We start from the raw sequence: 17372 nt of genomic DNA on the forward strand, positions 1-17372 counted from the left end.
GCATTTTGAGCTAAAGTTTGATCAATACAAATATTAATTATGAGAAGACTAATTCAACTATCAGCAGAAGAAGCAAGAGCCTTTCTATTGAAACAAGAAAGCTATGTCAACTTTGACTTGCCTTTGTACTTCACATTCCAAGATGTACTAAACAATATCCATGCTGATCTGAATGGAAGCCTTCTCTCAGATTTTAGAGCCTCCTCACCAAGAGATTTTGACGACATAAATTATAAGCTACTAACTAACAAGGATGGTAAATATGCCTGGAGACCGTTTCAACTGATCCACCCAGCCATTTATGTGTCATTGGTGCATCGAATTACTGAACCTGATAATTGGACCCTTATCCAAGAACGATTTACAGTATTCAGTGCCAATGATAAAATAGAATGCCATAGTATTCCTGTCGTCTCAGAATCAGAAGACAAAACGGACAAAGATGCTCAAATCTATACTTGGTGGCAGTTGATTGAACAACGCTCAATTTCGTTGGCACTGGATTATCAGTACATGCTTCAAACGGATATTTCAGACTGCTATGGTTCGATTTACACTCACTCAGTCCCTTGGGCATTGCACACCAAAGAAGTAGCCAAAAGACGTGAGAATAGAAATAGGAATGCGTTGATTGGTGTAGCTATTGATAACCACCTTCAGGACATGAGTTTCGGGCAAACAAATGGCATTCCTCAAGGTAGCAGCTTAATGGATTTTATTGCCGAAATGGTTCTGGGTTATGTTGATTCATTGCTCACAGACAAAATCAATGAAATAGGCATCACCAATTATCGCATCCTGCGCTATCGTGATGACTACCGCATTTTTTCCAACAATCCATTTGAAGCTGACCAGATCACCAAAGCCCTTTCGGAGATACTTTCTGAAATGGGGCTGAAACTGAATGCTGATAAAACAGAAGCATCAGATAACGTAATTAAAAGCTCAATTAAACCAGACAAAAGGTATTGGATAGCAAATAAGCGTATCACAGAAAACAAACAGAAATGGCTCATTCAAATGCACTTGCTTTCAGAGCAGTTTCCTAATTCCGGAACACTGGACACGCAAATGAGAGAGTTCCTTAAAGTGATACAAAATAGTGAGCGTGAAGACCCAAACATTCATACATTAATCAGTTTGGTGGTGGAAATCGCCTATCGAAACCCAAGGGTTTCTCCAACTGCGATTGCTATACTCACTTTTCTTCTCAATCAAATTGAAAATGAAAATGAAAGAAAAGGTACGATAGGCCGAATAAAAAGCAAGTTTGAACAGATACCGAACTCTGGCCTATTGAAGGTATGGTTACAAAGGCTCTATCTCAAAATTGATGATTCAATTGTGTATGAAGAAGCACTTTGCAATAAGGTACTTACTCCTACTACTTCGATTTGGAATACCGATTGGCTAAACGCCAATCTTAAAGCAGTGATTGATAACACGCCAATTGTTGATTATGCAAGTGTGGAAGCCTTACAAGCGGTAGTTACAGAAGATGAAGTGGAAAATATTGTTGAAGCCAAGGCGTATGATTATCAAGAGTAAAATGAGATTAAAATAAAAAAGCATGTTGCGTTTAGAATACAATATATATTGTGATGAAAGCTGCCATTTACCCAATGACAATAGTAAGGTAATGGTGCTCGGTGCGACTTGGTGTCCTACCGCCAAAAGGCGAGAAATATTCACCCGCATCAGAGAAATCAAAGTCAAGCATGGTTTTAAACCCGATTTTGAAATCAAGTGGAATAAAGTATCTCCGGCTGGAGTTGCTTTTTACATGGAGATTATCAATTACTTTTTTGATGATGACGACATTCATTTCAGAGCCTTGGTAGTACCTAATAAACAAGACCTTAATCATGAAGCCTTTAACCAAGATCATGATACCTTCTATTATAAAATGTATTTCGATTTATTGAAGGTCATCCTAAGTCCCGATTGTGCATACAACATTTACATTGACATTAAGGACACGAAGAGTCAGGAAAAAGTAGAGCACCTTCAAAATGTACTGCGCAACAATCATTATGATTATCATAAGCAGATTGTTCAAAAGATTCAACAGGTACATAGCCATGAAGTAGAGTTACTCCAAATAACAGACATGCTTACAGGAGCCATATCATATTTACACAGGGGTTTGTCTTCAAATGCTGGTAAAATGGCACTGATTGATAGGATCAAAAAGCGATCTGGGTATTCACTTACTCAATCTACCCTCTACAAGGAGAACAAATTCAATTTATTCATCTGGAAACCAAGAGCAGTATGAGTGGAGCAGTGAACGAATTGGAACTTCCTGAAATAATCACTCTGAATGAATATGGTGGAGACTTTACTTCCTATTTGGAAGCAGTTTACGCAATTTTCAAAAGGGATTTTATTGATAGCTCCCCGAGATATGAAGGAAAAAGGTTGGCACTAAAAAAACATCCATATATAGAAGGAAAAGAGTACACTTTTTATCACTTCACACATGATGGGGATATTGAGACCGATAGATTGCCAAATTTGAGAAGATTAGAGCGAATGCCTTTTCCTAGGCCCTTGATCGATAATTCAACACATCCATATCTAAAGGTATGGCGCAACAAAAGGGGCAACAAAGAAAGGATATTGATTTACCATGAAGCAGAAGCCTATTTGGTAGTACTGGAAGATCGGGGTGATTACATTCTGCCGTGGACAGCCTATCTGGTAGAATATAGTAATAGACAGAAAAAGCTAATTGATGAATATGAAGCCTATATAAAAGCCAAAACCGCTCAGGGTAACTGAACGGTCTCTTTTCTCCTTTGACACATGGTCATTGAGATAGTGCAAATGTATGCAATTAGAACGAATGAAACAATAGAAAAGTTTAAATGAGCAAGATAACCGAATCAGAAATTGAGCTTTATGCCCTCGAAGAACTGGAAAATCAAGGTTTCCAATATCTTCATGGCCCTGCCATTGCCCATGATGGTGAAAATCCTTTACGGCAAGATTATGGGCAGGTCATATTAAGCACGAAGCTCCAGGAGATTCTTCCTGTAATAAATCCGCAGTTACCAAATGAAGCCATATTTCAGGCAATAAAAGAAGTGGAACGGATTCAATCACCTGATTTGCTCAAAAACAACGAAGACTTTCATCGTTTTCTCACGGACGGCATCCCTGTTTCATACCGTTTAAACGGAGTTGAAAAAAACGACTATTGTTGGTTGATTGATTTTGAAAGACCAGAAAGCAACTCTTTCCTTGCTGTGAATCAATTTACCATTCTCGAAAACAACAATAACAAAAGACCTGATATACTGCTATTCATCAACGGCATTCCCTTGGTAGTAGTTGAACTCAAGAATGCAGCAGACGAAAACGCAACCGTAAGAAAGGCGTTTGACCAGATCCAAACCTATAAAGCGACCATCCCTACATTGTTTAACTACAATGCCTTTTGTATCGTATCAGATGGTCACGAATGCAAAGCGGGAACTATCTCGGCTGGATTCAGCCGTTACATGGCTTGGAAAACAGCGGATGGCAATAAAGAAGCATCTAAGTTCAAACCGCAACTTGAAACCATGATTAAAGGGATGCTAACCCCATCCACCTTACTTGATTTGGTTCGCAACTTTATTGTCTTTGAAAAATCAAGAAAGGAAGACGCTAAAACTGGGATCATTCAAATTGAAACAGTTAAAAAGTTAGCAGCATATCACCAATACTTTGCAGTAAACAAGGCATTGATTAGCGCAAGTATTGCTTCTCGCCCCGATGGAGATAGGAAGGGTGGTGTAGTCTGGCATACACAGGGTTCTGGTAAATCTCTGTCAATGGTGTTTTTCTCGGGCAAATTGGTTCAGGCACTAAATAATCCAACAATTCTGGTCATTACAGATCGGAACGATTTAGATGACCAACTCTTTGACACTTTTGCTTCATCCAAACAGTTACTCAGGCAAGAACCAGTTCAAGCAAAAGATCGTGACCACTTAAAGGAGTTACTAAAAGTAGCCTCTGGGGGTATTGTCTTTACGACAATTCAAAAGTTTTTACCGGATGAAATAATTGACGATGATGGAAATAAGACTGGAAGAAAGAAAGAAATTTTTGACCTGCTTTCAAATCGTACCAATATCATTGTTATTGCTGATGAAGCCCATAGAACGCAATACGGATTTGAAGCAAAAATTATAGAAGAACGTGATAAAGAATCCAAAGAAGTAATAGGCCAACGCATAGCCTACGGCTTTGCTAAATACATGCGTGACGCACTTCCTAAAGCTACTTATGTAGGCTTTACAGGAACACCTGTAGAAGGTGAAGACAAGAACACACCTGCGGTCTTTGGTCATTATATAGATGTATATGACATTTCTGATGCGGTGGAAGATGGTGCTACAGTACGAATCTATTATGAAAGCCGTTTAGCAAAAATCAAATTGGATGATGAAGGCAAGCGAATCATTGAAGAGTTTGACAAAGAATTAGAACAGGAAGAACTCACAGAGAAGCAAAAGTCCAAGGCTAAATGGACTAAACTGGAAGCCATAGTGGGGCATCCTGACAGACTGAAAAACCTTGCTCAGGACATAGTAACTCATTTTGAAAACCGTCAATCTGTATTTGAAGGTAAAGGGATGATAGTGGCCATGAGTCGCAGGATTGCAGCTGCTTTATATGCGGAAATCATTAAAGTTCGTCCCACTTGGCATGATGATGATTTATCAAAAGGAATAATCAAGGTAGTCATGACAGCCTCCAGTTCTGATGGTCCAGAAATGGAAAAGCATCATACCTCAAAGAAAGAAAGACTTGCATTAGCCAACAGAATGAAAGACCCTAATGACCCATTGCAATTGGTCATTGTTCGGGATATGTGGCTCACTGGCTTTGATGCCCCAAGTATGCATACGCTTTATGTAGATAAACCTATGCGTGGACATAACCTAATGCAAGCGATAGCAAGAGTTAACAGGGTATTTAAAGACAAACCTGGTGGCCTAGTAGTAGATTATTTAGGAATTGCTACAGACCTCAAGAAGGCTCTTTCCTTTTATTCAGATTCAGGTGGCAAAGGAGATCCAACGGAAACGCAAGAGAGAGCTGTAGAAATGCTCATGGAGAAATTGGAAGTAGTTCAGCAAATGTTCAATGAACAGAGTAAGTCACAATCTGACATTCTGGTTGAAGAACCACTTGCCTATTATCAAAATGCCTTTAGATTTAACTACAGAAGATTTTTTACAGCATCGCCTAGCGAAAAATTGTCAATAATTCTTCAGGCCGAAGAACACATTTTAGGGCTTGACAAAGGGAAAGAACGATTCATTAGAGAAGTAACACTTTTGAGTAAGGTTTTCGCTCTTTCTGTTCCAAATGAAGATGCATTGGCGGTAAAAGATGATGTTGCATTCTTTCAAGCTGTAAAAGCAAGATTGGTAAAGTTTGATACTCCTTCCGGTGGTGGTAGGTCAGATGCCGATATGGAATCTGCAATTAAACAGGTGGTTGATGAAGCCCTAAGTTCAGATAAGGTAATAGATATATTTGATGCAGCAGGTCTGCAAAAACCTGAAATTTCCATATTAAGCGAAGATTTCCTAATGGAAATTAAAGGAATGAAGCATCAAAACCTTGCCCTTGAACTCCTTAAAAAACTGCTTAATGATGAGATAAAAGTCCGCACAAAGCACAATCTAGTCAAAAGCAAGGCACTTCTGGAAATGCTAGAATCAGCAATCAAGAAATATCAAAATGGTTTGTTGACCACTGCCGAAATTATCCAAGAACTAATCGACTTGGCCAAAGAGATAAAGGCAGCAGACAAACGTGGTGAACAAATGGGCATGAATGAAGATGAGCTAGCTTTTTATGATGCTTTAGAAGTAAATGACAGTGCTGTTCAAGTATTAGGTGATGATGCTTTGCGAATGATCGCTAGAGAGATTACTGATAAAGTTCGCTCGAATGCTTCAATAGATTGGACTATTAAAGAAAGTGTAAGAGCAAAACTAATGGTGTTGGTTCGTAGAACATTGAACAAGTACGGTTACCCACCAGACAAACAACCTAAAGCAATAGAAACAGTTCTGAAACAAGCTGAATTATTGGCAGATCATTTCACAAAAGACAAAAGTAAATAAGTAATGGAAAGACTTTTACAAGCTGGACAATCATACGGATACTACGAATACAATACCGAAAAGGAGTTTGAGCAAATTATTGTACAACAAGCACCGCACATTTTTGGTGATTCCAGTATTTATATTGACATCAAAAAGCGCATTGGTGATAGTATAATAACAATTCCGGATGGATACCTAATTGACTTTTCATTCGTAGCAGAGCCAAGGCTTTACATCATAGAAAATGAACTTTCCAGCCACGATCCCTACAAGCACATCGGTTCACAGCTACTCAAATTTGCAATCTCATATAAAGCGAGTGGGCGAAAGATAAAGTCATTCCTTTTGGAACATCTGATTGCCAATGAACAGGCATTGAAACAAGCAGAACAAGGCTTAAAGAAAGCAGGGTATCGAAATATAGATGACTTTTTGGAGAGTATCATATTTGAGAAGCCAGTAGCTGCTATTGTGGTGATCGATCAAACTACCCCAGAATTGGAAAATGTTTTAAGTCAGCTCACAATGGATACAGATATAATTGAGTTTCAGACTTTCAAAAACAACGAAGATTCGATCTACAAATTTACCCCTTTCAATGCAGAAATAAGGGCAATATCCGAATCAAAAAGCACCACCTTAAAACCAGAAGAACTTAACACAGTGGTAGTAGCTGCAAGAGAAGAAGGTTTTGAGAAAGAATTTTTGAATAATAACCGTTGGTATGCCATTCGTATCAATGCTTCAATGCTGGATAAGATTAAATATATAGCAGCCTATCAAGTTGCTCCAGTATCAGCCATAACCCATTATGCAGAAGTTGCCTCAATTGAAAAATGGGAAGACACTAATAAATATGTGCTGTACTTCAAAGATTCGCCAAAAACTATATCCCCCATTACATTGGATAAAGATAAAAAAGGGCTTGCACCACAAGCACCTAGATATACTTCGATTGAAAAAATATTGAAAGCAAAAAAACTCTCCCATGTTTTTTAAAATAATAGCCTATGACTGATCAAAATCTATTTTTCAATATACTGACCTTTGAATGGCCAGAAGAGCCAGTCACACTGTATTTCTCAGATACAGATAATGGGATGTGCCAAGAACTTTACTTTACGCTGTTCCCGAATGAAGTTGAGAAACTGTTTCCAAATATTGTGCGCAACAGCACCAATAAGCTTTATACAACCTTTGGTTATGCAGCAGATGGTTTTAAGCCGTTGGAAATAAATTTGAAAACAGATAACCCTGATTTTGCGAAACGTTACTTTAATAACCAGATAAACTATTATTTCAGAAAGGTAGCAGACAAAATTGTCCGTACTGGATTCGTCAATGAAAATCAAATTTGGCTTAAATCCAGTTCAGGAAGCAAAAGTCTTTATGATGTCTATGAAAAGTTTTCATTGAAAGTTCAAATTGCCCTTGTGAGCAATTATCCAGAGATTGTGTTGTCTTATGATGGGCAGTCTAAAATTTGCAAGCAAAGTGCGGCAGCATTAATTACCACTATTAGCCCCAAGCATTTCAACAGGGTTCTGCACAACAAAAGCTTTTATAAATGGGAAAAGTGCCAGGAAAATGAGTTCATCGATCCTGAAAATTGCTTTCCAGTAATTAACAAAGAGCTTGAAGCTGCTTTAGGTATTCCGATAGAAGCGCCAACAAGAGAAAATCGTTATCCTATATACCTTCGCTACATTCAAGGGTTCTACTCAAAATACCTTAAAAAGGAACAGTTTGGAAGGTTCATTAAGCTGAATGATGAAGGGTTTTTGGCTGTAAATCCGTCCAGAATAGACACTACATCCGAAGAAAGTAACCAGTTATTATTTGGTAATAGTCAGCCGGACACTACACCAAAGTATGCACTAAAAAATCTAAAGCCATTCAAGAAAAGTCCATACCCAAATATTCATCTATTTTTCATTGTCCATTCAGACGACATAAACCACACCTTCACCATAAAAGATCATTTCGAAAACGGCTTAGCTTCATTTGAAGGCATGAGAAGTTTTGTTGGTCTCCATTTCCATACAGAAGAAGGATTCAGTATAGTTTTCAAGGATAAGAACAACCCAATTCCTGAGATTGAAAAAGAGCTGATTAAAAGAAGCTTTGATCCTGAAATTCGATACATAGCCATATACATCACTCCGTACGGCAAGTTTGAGAAGGATAAACCAAAGAGAGAAATTTACTACCAACTGAAGGAACTACTTCTTAAAAGAAGAATAACCTCTCAAGCAATAGACCCTAAAAAAATGGTAGAACAGGGTCTTAATTGGAAATACAGCCTACCAAATATTGCAGTTGCTATGTTGGCAAAGCTAGATGGTATTCCGTGGCGATTAAACACTCCTATCAAAAATGAACTAGTAGTTGGTGTTGGTGCTTTTAGGCATGTGGATATAGGAGTTCAATATATTGGAAGTGCTTTCAGTTTTACCAATAATGGGCGTTTTAACCGATTTGAATATTTCCTAAGAGATGAAATTGACATCCTTGCTGGTTCCATCGGTGATGCAGTGAAAAATTATGCTACAGTCAACGCCTCACCTGATAGGCTCATTATTCATTTCTACAAAACAATGAGTGAGAATGAAATGGAGCCTATTATCCAACAGCTATCAGACCTTGGACTCGATATTCCGGTATTTATCATTACCATCAACAAAACAGAATCGCAAGACATTGTAGCCTTTGACAGCAGCTGGAACGGACTAATGCCCGACAGTGGCACATTCATAGGCATAGGAAGAGACAAATATTTACTATTCAACAATACAAGATACAATAGTGGTCCAGTAGCAAAAGCAGATGGATTTCCTTTTCCAATCAAACTCAAAATCCAATGTTCCAATCCAGAACTTACTAAAGACACCAAAACGGTCAATGAATTGATTGATCAGGTGTATCAGTTCAGCAGGATGTACTGGAAATCAGTGAGGCAACAGAATTTACCAGTCACAATTAAATACCCTGAAATGGTGGCGCAAATAGCTCCCCATTTCATTGGTAATGACATACCTCCTTATGGGAAGGACAATCTTTGGTTTTTATGAGCACCTTACAAGAAGAAAAACTAGAAAACAAAAATATCAAACCTACCGCTATGCGGCTATTGGTATTACAATGCTTAATGGAGCAAAATCGTGCTTTAAGTTTGAATGAAATTGAAGTACTTTTCGAGAATGCTGATAAGTCAACCATATTCAGAACGCTCAAAACATTTCAAGAAAACTATTTGGTACACAGAATCAATGACGGTAGCGGAGCAATCAAGTATGCCCTTTGTGATGATGATTGTATTTGCAGTTTAAAAGATAACCACATCCATTTCCTATGTACTAAATGTGAAAAAACATATTGCCTAAAGGATACCCCTATTGCAACTCCAACTTTACCGAATGGCTTTAAAGCAAACTTTGCCAATTATCTGATTGAAGGCATTTGTTCTACTTGTACCTAAACTTTGCAATGGCATTGCACTCCTTAATAGCTTGCTTTGTGTTTGAATTAAAACTTGAACATGAAGCACGCATTCCTATCACTTTTCATTCTACTTAGCGTTTCGGCTGTTGGGCAAAACAGTATTTACTTTCAGGTTAATGATGAAGAAGGTGAAAACCTCATTGGAGCAACTATTGTTATTGACGGAACGACAAATGGTGGGATAACAGATGCGGAAGGTAAGTACCACCTTCAAAATATTCCCAACGGCTCAATCAACTTTGTAATAAGTTATGTTGGATATGAGCCTCAATCCAAGACACTAATTTTTCCCGAATCAAACGGTAAAACAATGGTTATTATCATGGAATCGGCTAAAGAACTTGAAGAAGTAATTGTTTCTGCCACCCGTTCTTCAAGAACAATTGAGGCCATTCCAACTCGTATAGAAGCCATTACCTTAGAAGAGCTTGGTGAGAAAGCAGCAATGAACTCAAGAAACATAAGCATGGTACTAAGGGAGTCCCCCGGTATTATGATGCAACAAACCTCTTTGAGTTCAGGAAACATGAGCATACGCATTCAAGGACTAGACGGCAGATATACTCAAATGCTGCGCGATGGTGCACCGATATATGGCGGCTTTGCAGGCGGGCTATCAATCTTACAGATCCCGCCACTTGACTTAAAGCAATTTGAAATCATTAAAGGAGGAAATTCAACACTCTACGGGGGTGGAGCCATTGCAGGTATTGTAAACTTAGTTACCAAAACCCCAGAAGAAGAACCTGAACTTACCATAATGATTGACCAAACAAGTGCATTGGGAACTACAGGAAATATCTTCTATGCCCAGAAGTATGGCAAACTAGGTTTAACCATGTATGGGTCGGGAAACAATCAAAAAGCATACGATCCTGATGATGATGGTTTCTCAAACATGCCTCAATCACAGTCTATCACTTTAAATCCACGATTGTTTTACTACCCCAACCAGAATACAGAAGTTTCGCTTGGTATAGGTGCAACCCTTGATGAAAGAACAGGTGGAGATATGAAAGTGATTGATGGCAATCCTGAGATAGAAAATGTCTTTACGGAAGTAAATAAATCCGAAAGGTATAATTCTCAGTTCCTTTTCAAGAACCAAAAGGAAAACCGTGAGATAATTTTAAAAAACAATATAAGCCTGTTCAACCGTGAATTAACTATTCCCGAATATTTATTTGATGGACAGCAGCTATCCAGCTTTTCAGAAGCATTTCTAAAACTCGACAAATCAGATGAAAATGAATGGCACTTAGGAGTGAATCATTATTACGAATCTTTCACAGACAACAATCCCGATAGCCTTGGCGCTCAGGATTACACATTCAATACGTTTGGTGCTTTTGTCCAGAACACAAGGAATTTAGGTGAAAGATTTGTTTTTGAAGGTGGCTTACGCACTGATTACAACATTGAACATGGCCCCTTTGTATTGCCAAGACTTGCACTACTTTACAAGCACAGTAATAAGTTTTCTTCAAGGATAAGCGGTGCAATGGGTTATAAACTTCCAACGCTATTTACAGAAGATGCGGAGCGTATTTATTATAGAGATATAGCACCGATTAGCACAAGTTCACTCAATCCCGAAACCTCCATTGGTGGGAATATTGACTTCAACTATAAAACTATTGTACTAGACAAATTCACTTTTGCCATTAACCAACTCTTCTTTTTCACGCAGCTCAACCAAGCATTAGTCCTAAGAGAAGATGTACCAAGCAGCACATACTTTTATGAAAATGCCGATGGCCCAATTCAAAGTTCAGGCTTTGAAACTTCGATTAGAACCACATACGAAGACTTTAAATTATTTATGTATTACACCTATACCAACACAGAACTGAAATACGACAATATAAATAAGCAGCAGCCCTTAACCCCTGAGAGTATGGCAGGTTTCATTCTGATGTATGAATTAGAAGACAATTGGTCAGTTGGCTACGAACTCTACTACACAGGTCGGCAATTTGATAACAGCTTTGATCAAAAATCGGACTATTGGACAATGGGTTTTATGGTGATGAAACACTTTGAACACATTACCTTATTTGCCAACTTCGAGAATTTCACCAATACAATGCAAACCAATTTTGAGCCACTTGTAAATGCTCCAATCTCAAATCCAACCTTCAATGATATATGGGCACCAACTCCAGGCTTTGTATTTAATGGTGGCGTGAAAATTAACATTTTCTAAACCATGGACTTTTACCAAATCATAACTCCTATTATAACCGTTGCATATTTGCTCATAGTGTTTGTGCTTCGCTCAATCATAGTATGGCGGCAATCGGGTGTTAATCCTTTTGTTTTCAGTTCAACCGAGAAAGCACATGACTACCTCGGTTTCATTTACAAAATGGCTGTTCTTTTTATGGCTGTAACTATTGTCTGCTACTCTTATCTACCAGCTGTTTATTATTTTTTGAATCCTATCACTATTTTATCATGGAACTCAATACAAATGGTCGGTGTAGCCCTATTGCTAATCTCATTTCTTTGGACATTAATCGCCCAAGTTCAAATGTCAGATTCTTGGCGTATTGGCATTGATTATGACGAAAAGACCAAGCTAGTGGATAAAGGGGTATTTACTATCTCAAGGAACCCAGTATTCCTAGGCGTAGTGGTATTTTACATTGGAATTTTTCTCATACTTCCAAATACACTAAGCTTTACATTGGCAGTAGTAATGTTAATAATCGTACAAGTTCAAGTAAGGTTAGAAGAAGAGTATTTACTTGAAACACATGGTAAAGCATACCAAATATATAAAAATAGTGTGAGACGATGGATTTGATGCGAAAAACAATATTCCATATTTCTAAAATGGACTGCCCTTCGGAAGAGCAAATGATTCGCATGAAGCTATCCGATTATGATTCCATAAAGCAGCTTGATTTTGAAATTCCAGACAGAAAACTAACAGTAATACACCATGGCAATTCAACTGAAATATTGAATCTGCTAGAAGATCTCAAATTGGATACAAAGTTAGTTTCCGAATCAAAAACGACACAGTCAATAAACTACTCAACAGACTCCAAAAAAGAACGAAAACTATTATGGGCAGTACTTCTGATTAATTTCTCATTTTTTGTAATTGAGATGCTATTTGGTTGGATTTCAAAGTCAATGGGGTTAGTGGCTGATTCATTAGATATGTTGGCTGATTCCATTGTGTATGCACTCAGTTTAATGGCAGTCGGGCAATCTGCTATTCGCAAAAAGAACGTTGCGAAATGGAGTGGATATTTTCAATTACTTCTAGCCATAATAGGATTAATTGAAGTAATAAGACGTTTTATAGGTTCAGAAGAAATGCCTGTATTTCAAACCATGATTCTAATCTCATTTCTTGCCTTAATAGCCAATGGTTTATCATTATACCTCATTCAAAAATCCAAAAGCAAAGAAGCCCACATGCAGGCTTCAGCGATTTTTACTTCCAATGATATTATTATAAATTTTGGTGTGATAATAGCCGGTACACTTGTCTATTTTACGGGCAGTCAAATTCCTGACCTTGCAATTGGTTCAATAGTCTTTTTGATAGTCATTCGGGGTGCATTTCGAATACTCAAATTAGCAAGGTAACCCCTCCCACGGCCTTGTGCCTACGGTAGGTGCATTTCATTCGTGCCTCATTCCATTTACCAACCGTCTGCACCACACAGCAAGAGTAGCACGTTATTCCATTGCGCTGCGCTACATTCCATACCGTGCCACACTTGCTTTTCCCAACGCACCCCCCAACGCAGGTAAAGCGGTGTTCGTCAGTCGTTCCGTTTTGTTCCGCAAAAACATATCTGCAAGGGTTATAAAATGAACTCCCTTCGGTCGCCCTTGCATATACCGTTCACTTACCAGCTCGTTTGCGCTCCAGTAGGTGCTCACTCACTGCCGTTCACTTGTTTTGCTTCACACACTCTCTCCTTCCTCACTCGCAGCTATTTCATCCCCCCAAACCCCTTCTAAGGTGTTCGCTACACTCACAATATTTTTAATTGGGGGTCTGCCGCTGCTTATTGTTTTTGCTCGCCTGCGGGTCGCTGCGGGCTGATCGGGCTGTCATGTTTTTTGCTTTCCCCAATGTGCTTTCAGTCGCTTCGTTTCAGTCATTCGTTCCTCATTCCTTCAACTCAGCCACTTTCAGCACCGCTCACAAGAATAGCTCTTTCACTTCACTACACGAGCCAACGCACCGTCATTCCGCAATCTGCCTGCAATCCTCCTCCAATGGGTTTGTACTCCAATCAAAAAATACAAACCCTACCAAAGCTATTGCAGGCAGTTATTGCTCCATTGCTTTCCAACAATCATTTCGTTCCGTTCAGTCGCTACCCTTGCCTTTGCCGACCCTGATGCAAAAAAACACGCCAGCCCTGCCGTAAACGGTAGGCGTCTGCCGCCCTCATTCTTCGGGCTTTTGCAGCCACCACCCTTGCTCCGCTCGCAGGCGGCTCGCACACACAGCTACAGGTTTCCATTCCGTTTCTCTCCATTCCAACCTTCCGCTTGGCCAACGCTAGCTCAAGGCTGTTTTACCTGCGTTTCCGCACAAGATTCAATACCCATTTATAAAACCACCCTCATTACTTTTTATCATCTGCTATTTGTACCTAATCTACAGAGTTATTAAATTTGCAATTATGTTCAAAGCAAATAGAATGTACTACAGTAGACCATGGACTGCTATCTAAGTGATAGGCAGTTGATAATCTATTTATAAATTCACTTTTCCTCCATTCAGAAACTGATCTCATTGAGGTTCTACTCGCTTTAGTGATTAGTCCTAAATGTCATTTTTGAAAGTTTGGAGAATACTGCCTTGTCACTTCCTCGTGATCCGGTTCAAAGTATTCATCCAAATTTCATTTCAAATGACAAAAAGAAAAACGCCCATTCGTTTTACTGGGCAACACTTCACTATTGATAAAAATTTAATTTCTGATACTATCAAATTTGCAAATCTTCAGGATTCAGATATTGTGCTAGACATTGGTGCAGGTAAAGGCTTTCTCACTGTTCACCTTTTGAAGCATACTAACAATTTAATTGCAATTGAAAAAGACTCAGACTTAGCCTTATATCTGAAACAAAAATTCAGACAATGCCCGGACTTGACTATTTTTAATATTGATTTCCTTAAATTCAAACTTCCAAGCACCCCATTCAAAGTAGTCTCTAATATTCCATACAGCATAACCTCTGAGATTCTTAAGGTCTTAATGTTTGATAATGTTGAGAATTTTAATGGAGGTTCTATTGTAATGCAACTCGCACCAGCCAAAAAATTGGTATCTGATTCATTTTACAATGCCTATGTAGTGTTTTACAGAACATTCTTTAGCTTGAAACTAAAATATGAAATCAACCCAAGTAGTTTTATGCCCCCCCCAACAGTACAATCAGCCTTATTGTGCATTGAACCATATACCGACAATATCATTAATTTTGACAAGGCAAAGTATCTGAGATTCATTCAGTTTTTTTTGAAGTCACCTGATTCAACTTTTAGGAAAGAGCTAAAAGCTATTTTCAGAAAGTCACAAATTAAGTCAATTTGCATACGGCATTCTCTTGATCTTGAAATACCTCTGAATAAAGTGAATCCTTCAATTTGGAAAATTTGCTACAACGAGATGATTAAAATGGTACCAGAAAAATTTCATCCATAATATTCTTTTAGTAAAAGATGAAAGAAAATAACTCAAACATAAAGCAAAGTTACAGGCGTGCGGATGCGAGAGCTGCAAGGGTTCGCTACGCCTGTTTGGAAAAAAAATCTCCACCCTACGGGTAGTATTTTTTTTCCACAGCCCTTGCTGCAATCGCACCGTCCTGTAGTGTGAGGGCATTATGTTCAAGTTATTATTCAGAGTCCGTTTCGGCAGCCGGTGGTTGTTGGCGGGCGTTCGCACCTCAGGTCATCCGTTCCATGCAGGCATTCAGCGTTGTGGCATCACAGATTATACGCTGCGTGTCTTTTGGTTCGAGTTGTGCCTTTCAGAGCTTCCTTTTTAGGGGGCTCTTTTTTTTACTCGTCAAGGGAAAATTTTAAAAAGAGAAAAGCAAAGATAGGCGGGTTCGCACATGCCCACCGCACTTTCGGACAGTCAAGGTAAAGCCCTACGGGTTTTGAAAAAAATCTCCACCCTTCGGGTAGTATTTTTTCCAAAAACCTTGACAGCCGAGCCTCACCCGCCTAAAAGTCAGCTTTCTCTTTTCTTTTTTTCCCTTTTTTCTTTTCTCTTTTGAAAAAATATATGCGAAGCGCAGCGAGCAAAACTTTAATGGCTCACTGTATGAAATCGTTTCGTATCAAAACACACCGACTGGAAAGCAGCTACCAACAGCCGCACTTCTTTATCCTGAATAAAGGATTGAACAGCGGGAAACCGCTCAACAACGCTTGCCCAAATTGCTTTGTTTGCCTCACAGAATGTGACGAGCACAGAGAATTTCTCTACTGGCTTTGCTTCGGATTATGGAAATCAAAATCATTTCACTATCTCCTGAAAGGCTCTGTAATTCCATTTGTGACTATTGATGAAAGCCGAAAGCTGATCCGAGAAAGCTCTACCAAAGCAAGCTGCAAATCCCAGGCATTTGAAAAGGCAATTCAAGCCCTTCAACTACTCGATACCAACGAGCAAAAAATCAAAGTCACACTAAAGATGATTGATACTGCCAGACAAGCCATATTTTATGACTTGATGAAAGAAGCAGATGCAGGGTAACTTCCTGCCCTGCCAAAAAAACAGGGCGACAAAAGCAAAATAAAGCACACCACCGCAACAGCACCCAAGAGAGAACTACCGCCTAATTCTTGAAGTAATTTAGTTGGCGAAGGGCAAATCCATGGTAAGTCCGTGTCAAGTCCAAGCAAATGTTTAACCCCTAAAAAATCGTAAAGAGATGGGAAAAATTAGTCAAGGTATTCTCGGTGGTGTCTCAGGACAGGTCGGGAATGTAATCGGTGGAACTTGGAAGGGCATCGATTACCTGCGCATCAAACCTTCCAGTGTAGCGAACCCAAGAACAGAAGGTCAGGTTGACCAGCGTTCGAAATTCTCAACTGTCTTGCAGTTCTTGCAACCAATGACAGATTTCCTGAGAGTCGGTTTCAAGTTATATGCAAACCGTATGACCCAATTCAATGCGGCTATGTCTTACAACCTGAACAATGCAGTTACCGGAGCTTATCCAACCTTCATGATTGACTATGCAAGTGCATTGGTTTCTCGTGGAAACTTGACAGGTGTAGCCAACGGTGCAGCCACTTCTCCAACTGCTGGAAACGTAGAAGCAACCTGGACAGACAACTCCGATAGTGGAAGTGCAAGAGCGACAGACAAAGCTCTGATTGTTCTTTTGAACACTACCCGAGGGGAAGCAGTGTTCACCACTGCGGGACCAGCAAGGTCTGCCGGATCAGCGACCATTCCAGTGCCTTCTGAGTACTCAGGAGAAGACGTTGAAGTCTTCTTAGGTTTTGTATCAGAAGACGGAACTAAAGTCGCCAACAGCGTTTATTTAGGCTCTGTAACAGTTGCGTAAAGCGATTGGTGTTTTCCTTAAAAACCGCTTCCTTTGTGGAGCGGTTTTTTTATGCCCGCACACTTCATTTTTCCTTTCTTTAGCCCTTAATTAGCCTAATATCAACACTTCTTGTTGCTAATCTGTTGCTAATGAGATGTAACTACCTGATATACAGGTATTGAAAAGATATTGTATCGGCAA

Annotated in this window: 13 protein-coding genes; all 13 read left to right on the plus strand. The window is 39.1% G+C overall.

Going from position 1 to position 17372, the window contains the following annotated elements; genetic code table 11:
- The first annotated feature begins 39 nt into the window (after positions 1 to 39).
- The 13 genes from J0A69_RS15505 to J0A69_RS15565 all read left to right on the plus strand — a co-directional run bounded on the left by J0A69_RS15505 (position 40) and on the right by J0A69_RS15565 (position 17189).
- On the plus strand, positions 40 to 1548 hold the full coding sequence (locus J0A69_RS15505) for an RNA-directed DNA polymerase (RefSeq protein WP_206587510.1): 1509 nt from the start codon (positions 40 to 42) through the stop codon (positions 1546 to 1548).
- Between the two features lie 22 nt (positions 1549 to 1570).
- Positions 1571 to 2278 (plus strand): DUF3800 domain-containing protein, encoded by a 708-nt coding sequence (locus J0A69_RS15510; RefSeq protein WP_206587511.1) that lies wholly within the window; start codon positions 1571 to 1573, stop codon positions 2276 to 2278.
- A complete protein-coding gene (locus J0A69_RS15515; protein WP_206587512.1) occupies positions 2275 to 2784 on the plus strand; it encodes a hypothetical protein in 510 nt (169 codons plus the stop codon). Before J0A69_RS15510 ends, J0A69_RS15515 begins: the two co-directional genes overlap by 4 nt.
- A gap of 86 nt (positions 2785 to 2870) precedes the next feature.
- Positions 2871 to 6134, plus strand: coding sequence for a type I restriction endonuclease subunit R (locus J0A69_RS15520; protein ID WP_206587513.1), 3264 nt, complete (start codon positions 2871 to 2873; stop codon positions 6132 to 6134).
- Positions 6135 to 6137: 3 nt separating this feature from the next.
- On the plus strand, positions 6138 to 7115 hold the full coding sequence (locus J0A69_RS15525) for a hypothetical protein (RefSeq protein ID WP_206587514.1): 978 nt from the start codon (positions 6138 to 6140) through the stop codon (positions 7113 to 7115).
- Between the two features lie 11 nt (positions 7116 to 7126).
- Positions 7127 to 9187 carry a Piwi domain-containing protein gene (locus J0A69_RS15530; RefSeq protein WP_206587515.1) on the plus strand — a complete coding sequence of 687 codons (2061 nt, stop codon included), beginning with the start codon at positions 7127 to 7129 and terminating at the stop codon, positions 9185 to 9187.
- Entirely contained in the window at positions 9184 to 9594 is a 411-nt protein-coding gene (locus J0A69_RS15535; RefSeq protein ID WP_206587516.1) for a Fur family transcriptional regulator, read from the plus strand. Before J0A69_RS15530 ends, J0A69_RS15535 begins: the two co-directional genes overlap by 4 nt.
- 60 nt (positions 9595 to 9654) lie before the next feature.
- Positions 9655 to 11823: a TonB-dependent receptor gene (locus J0A69_RS15540; protein WP_206587517.1), complete on the plus strand. Its 2169-nt coding sequence runs from the start codon at positions 9655 to 9657 to the stop codon at positions 11821 to 11823.
- 3 nt (positions 11824 to 11826) lie between these two features.
- Complete coding sequence (locus tag J0A69_RS15545) at positions 11827 to 12426, plus strand: methyltransferase family protein (protein WP_206587518.1); 600 nt, start codon at positions 11827 to 11829, stop codon at positions 12424 to 12426.
- Positions 12426 to 13223, plus strand: a complete 798-nt coding sequence (locus J0A69_RS15550) for a cation transporter (protein WP_206587693.1) — start codon at positions 12426 to 12428, stop codon at positions 13221 to 13223. Before J0A69_RS15545 ends, J0A69_RS15550 begins: the two co-directional genes overlap by 1 nt.
- Before the next feature lie 1286 nt (positions 13224 to 14509).
- Complete coding sequence (locus J0A69_RS15555) at positions 14510 to 15307, plus strand: rRNA adenine N-6-methyltransferase family protein (RefSeq protein WP_206587519.1); 798 nt, start codon at positions 14510 to 14512, stop codon at positions 15305 to 15307.
- A 627-nt stretch (positions 15308 to 15934) separates the two neighbouring features.
- Positions 15935 to 16369: a DUF6943 family protein gene (locus J0A69_RS15560; RefSeq protein ID WP_236032904.1), complete on the plus strand. Its 435-nt coding sequence runs from the start codon at positions 15935 to 15937 to the stop codon at positions 16367 to 16369.
- A 178-nt stretch (positions 16370 to 16547) separates the two neighbouring features.
- Complete coding sequence (locus tag J0A69_RS15565) at positions 16548 to 17189, plus strand: DUF6266 family protein (RefSeq protein WP_206587521.1); 642 nt, start codon at positions 16548 to 16550, stop codon at positions 17187 to 17189.
- Positions 17190 to 17372 lie beyond the last annotated feature (183 nt).

This window comes from Algoriphagus pacificus, assembly GCF_017254845.1.
GTDB classification, from domain to species: Bacteria; Bacteroidota; Bacteroidia; order Cytophagales; family Cyclobacteriaceae; genus Algoriphagus; species Algoriphagus pacificus.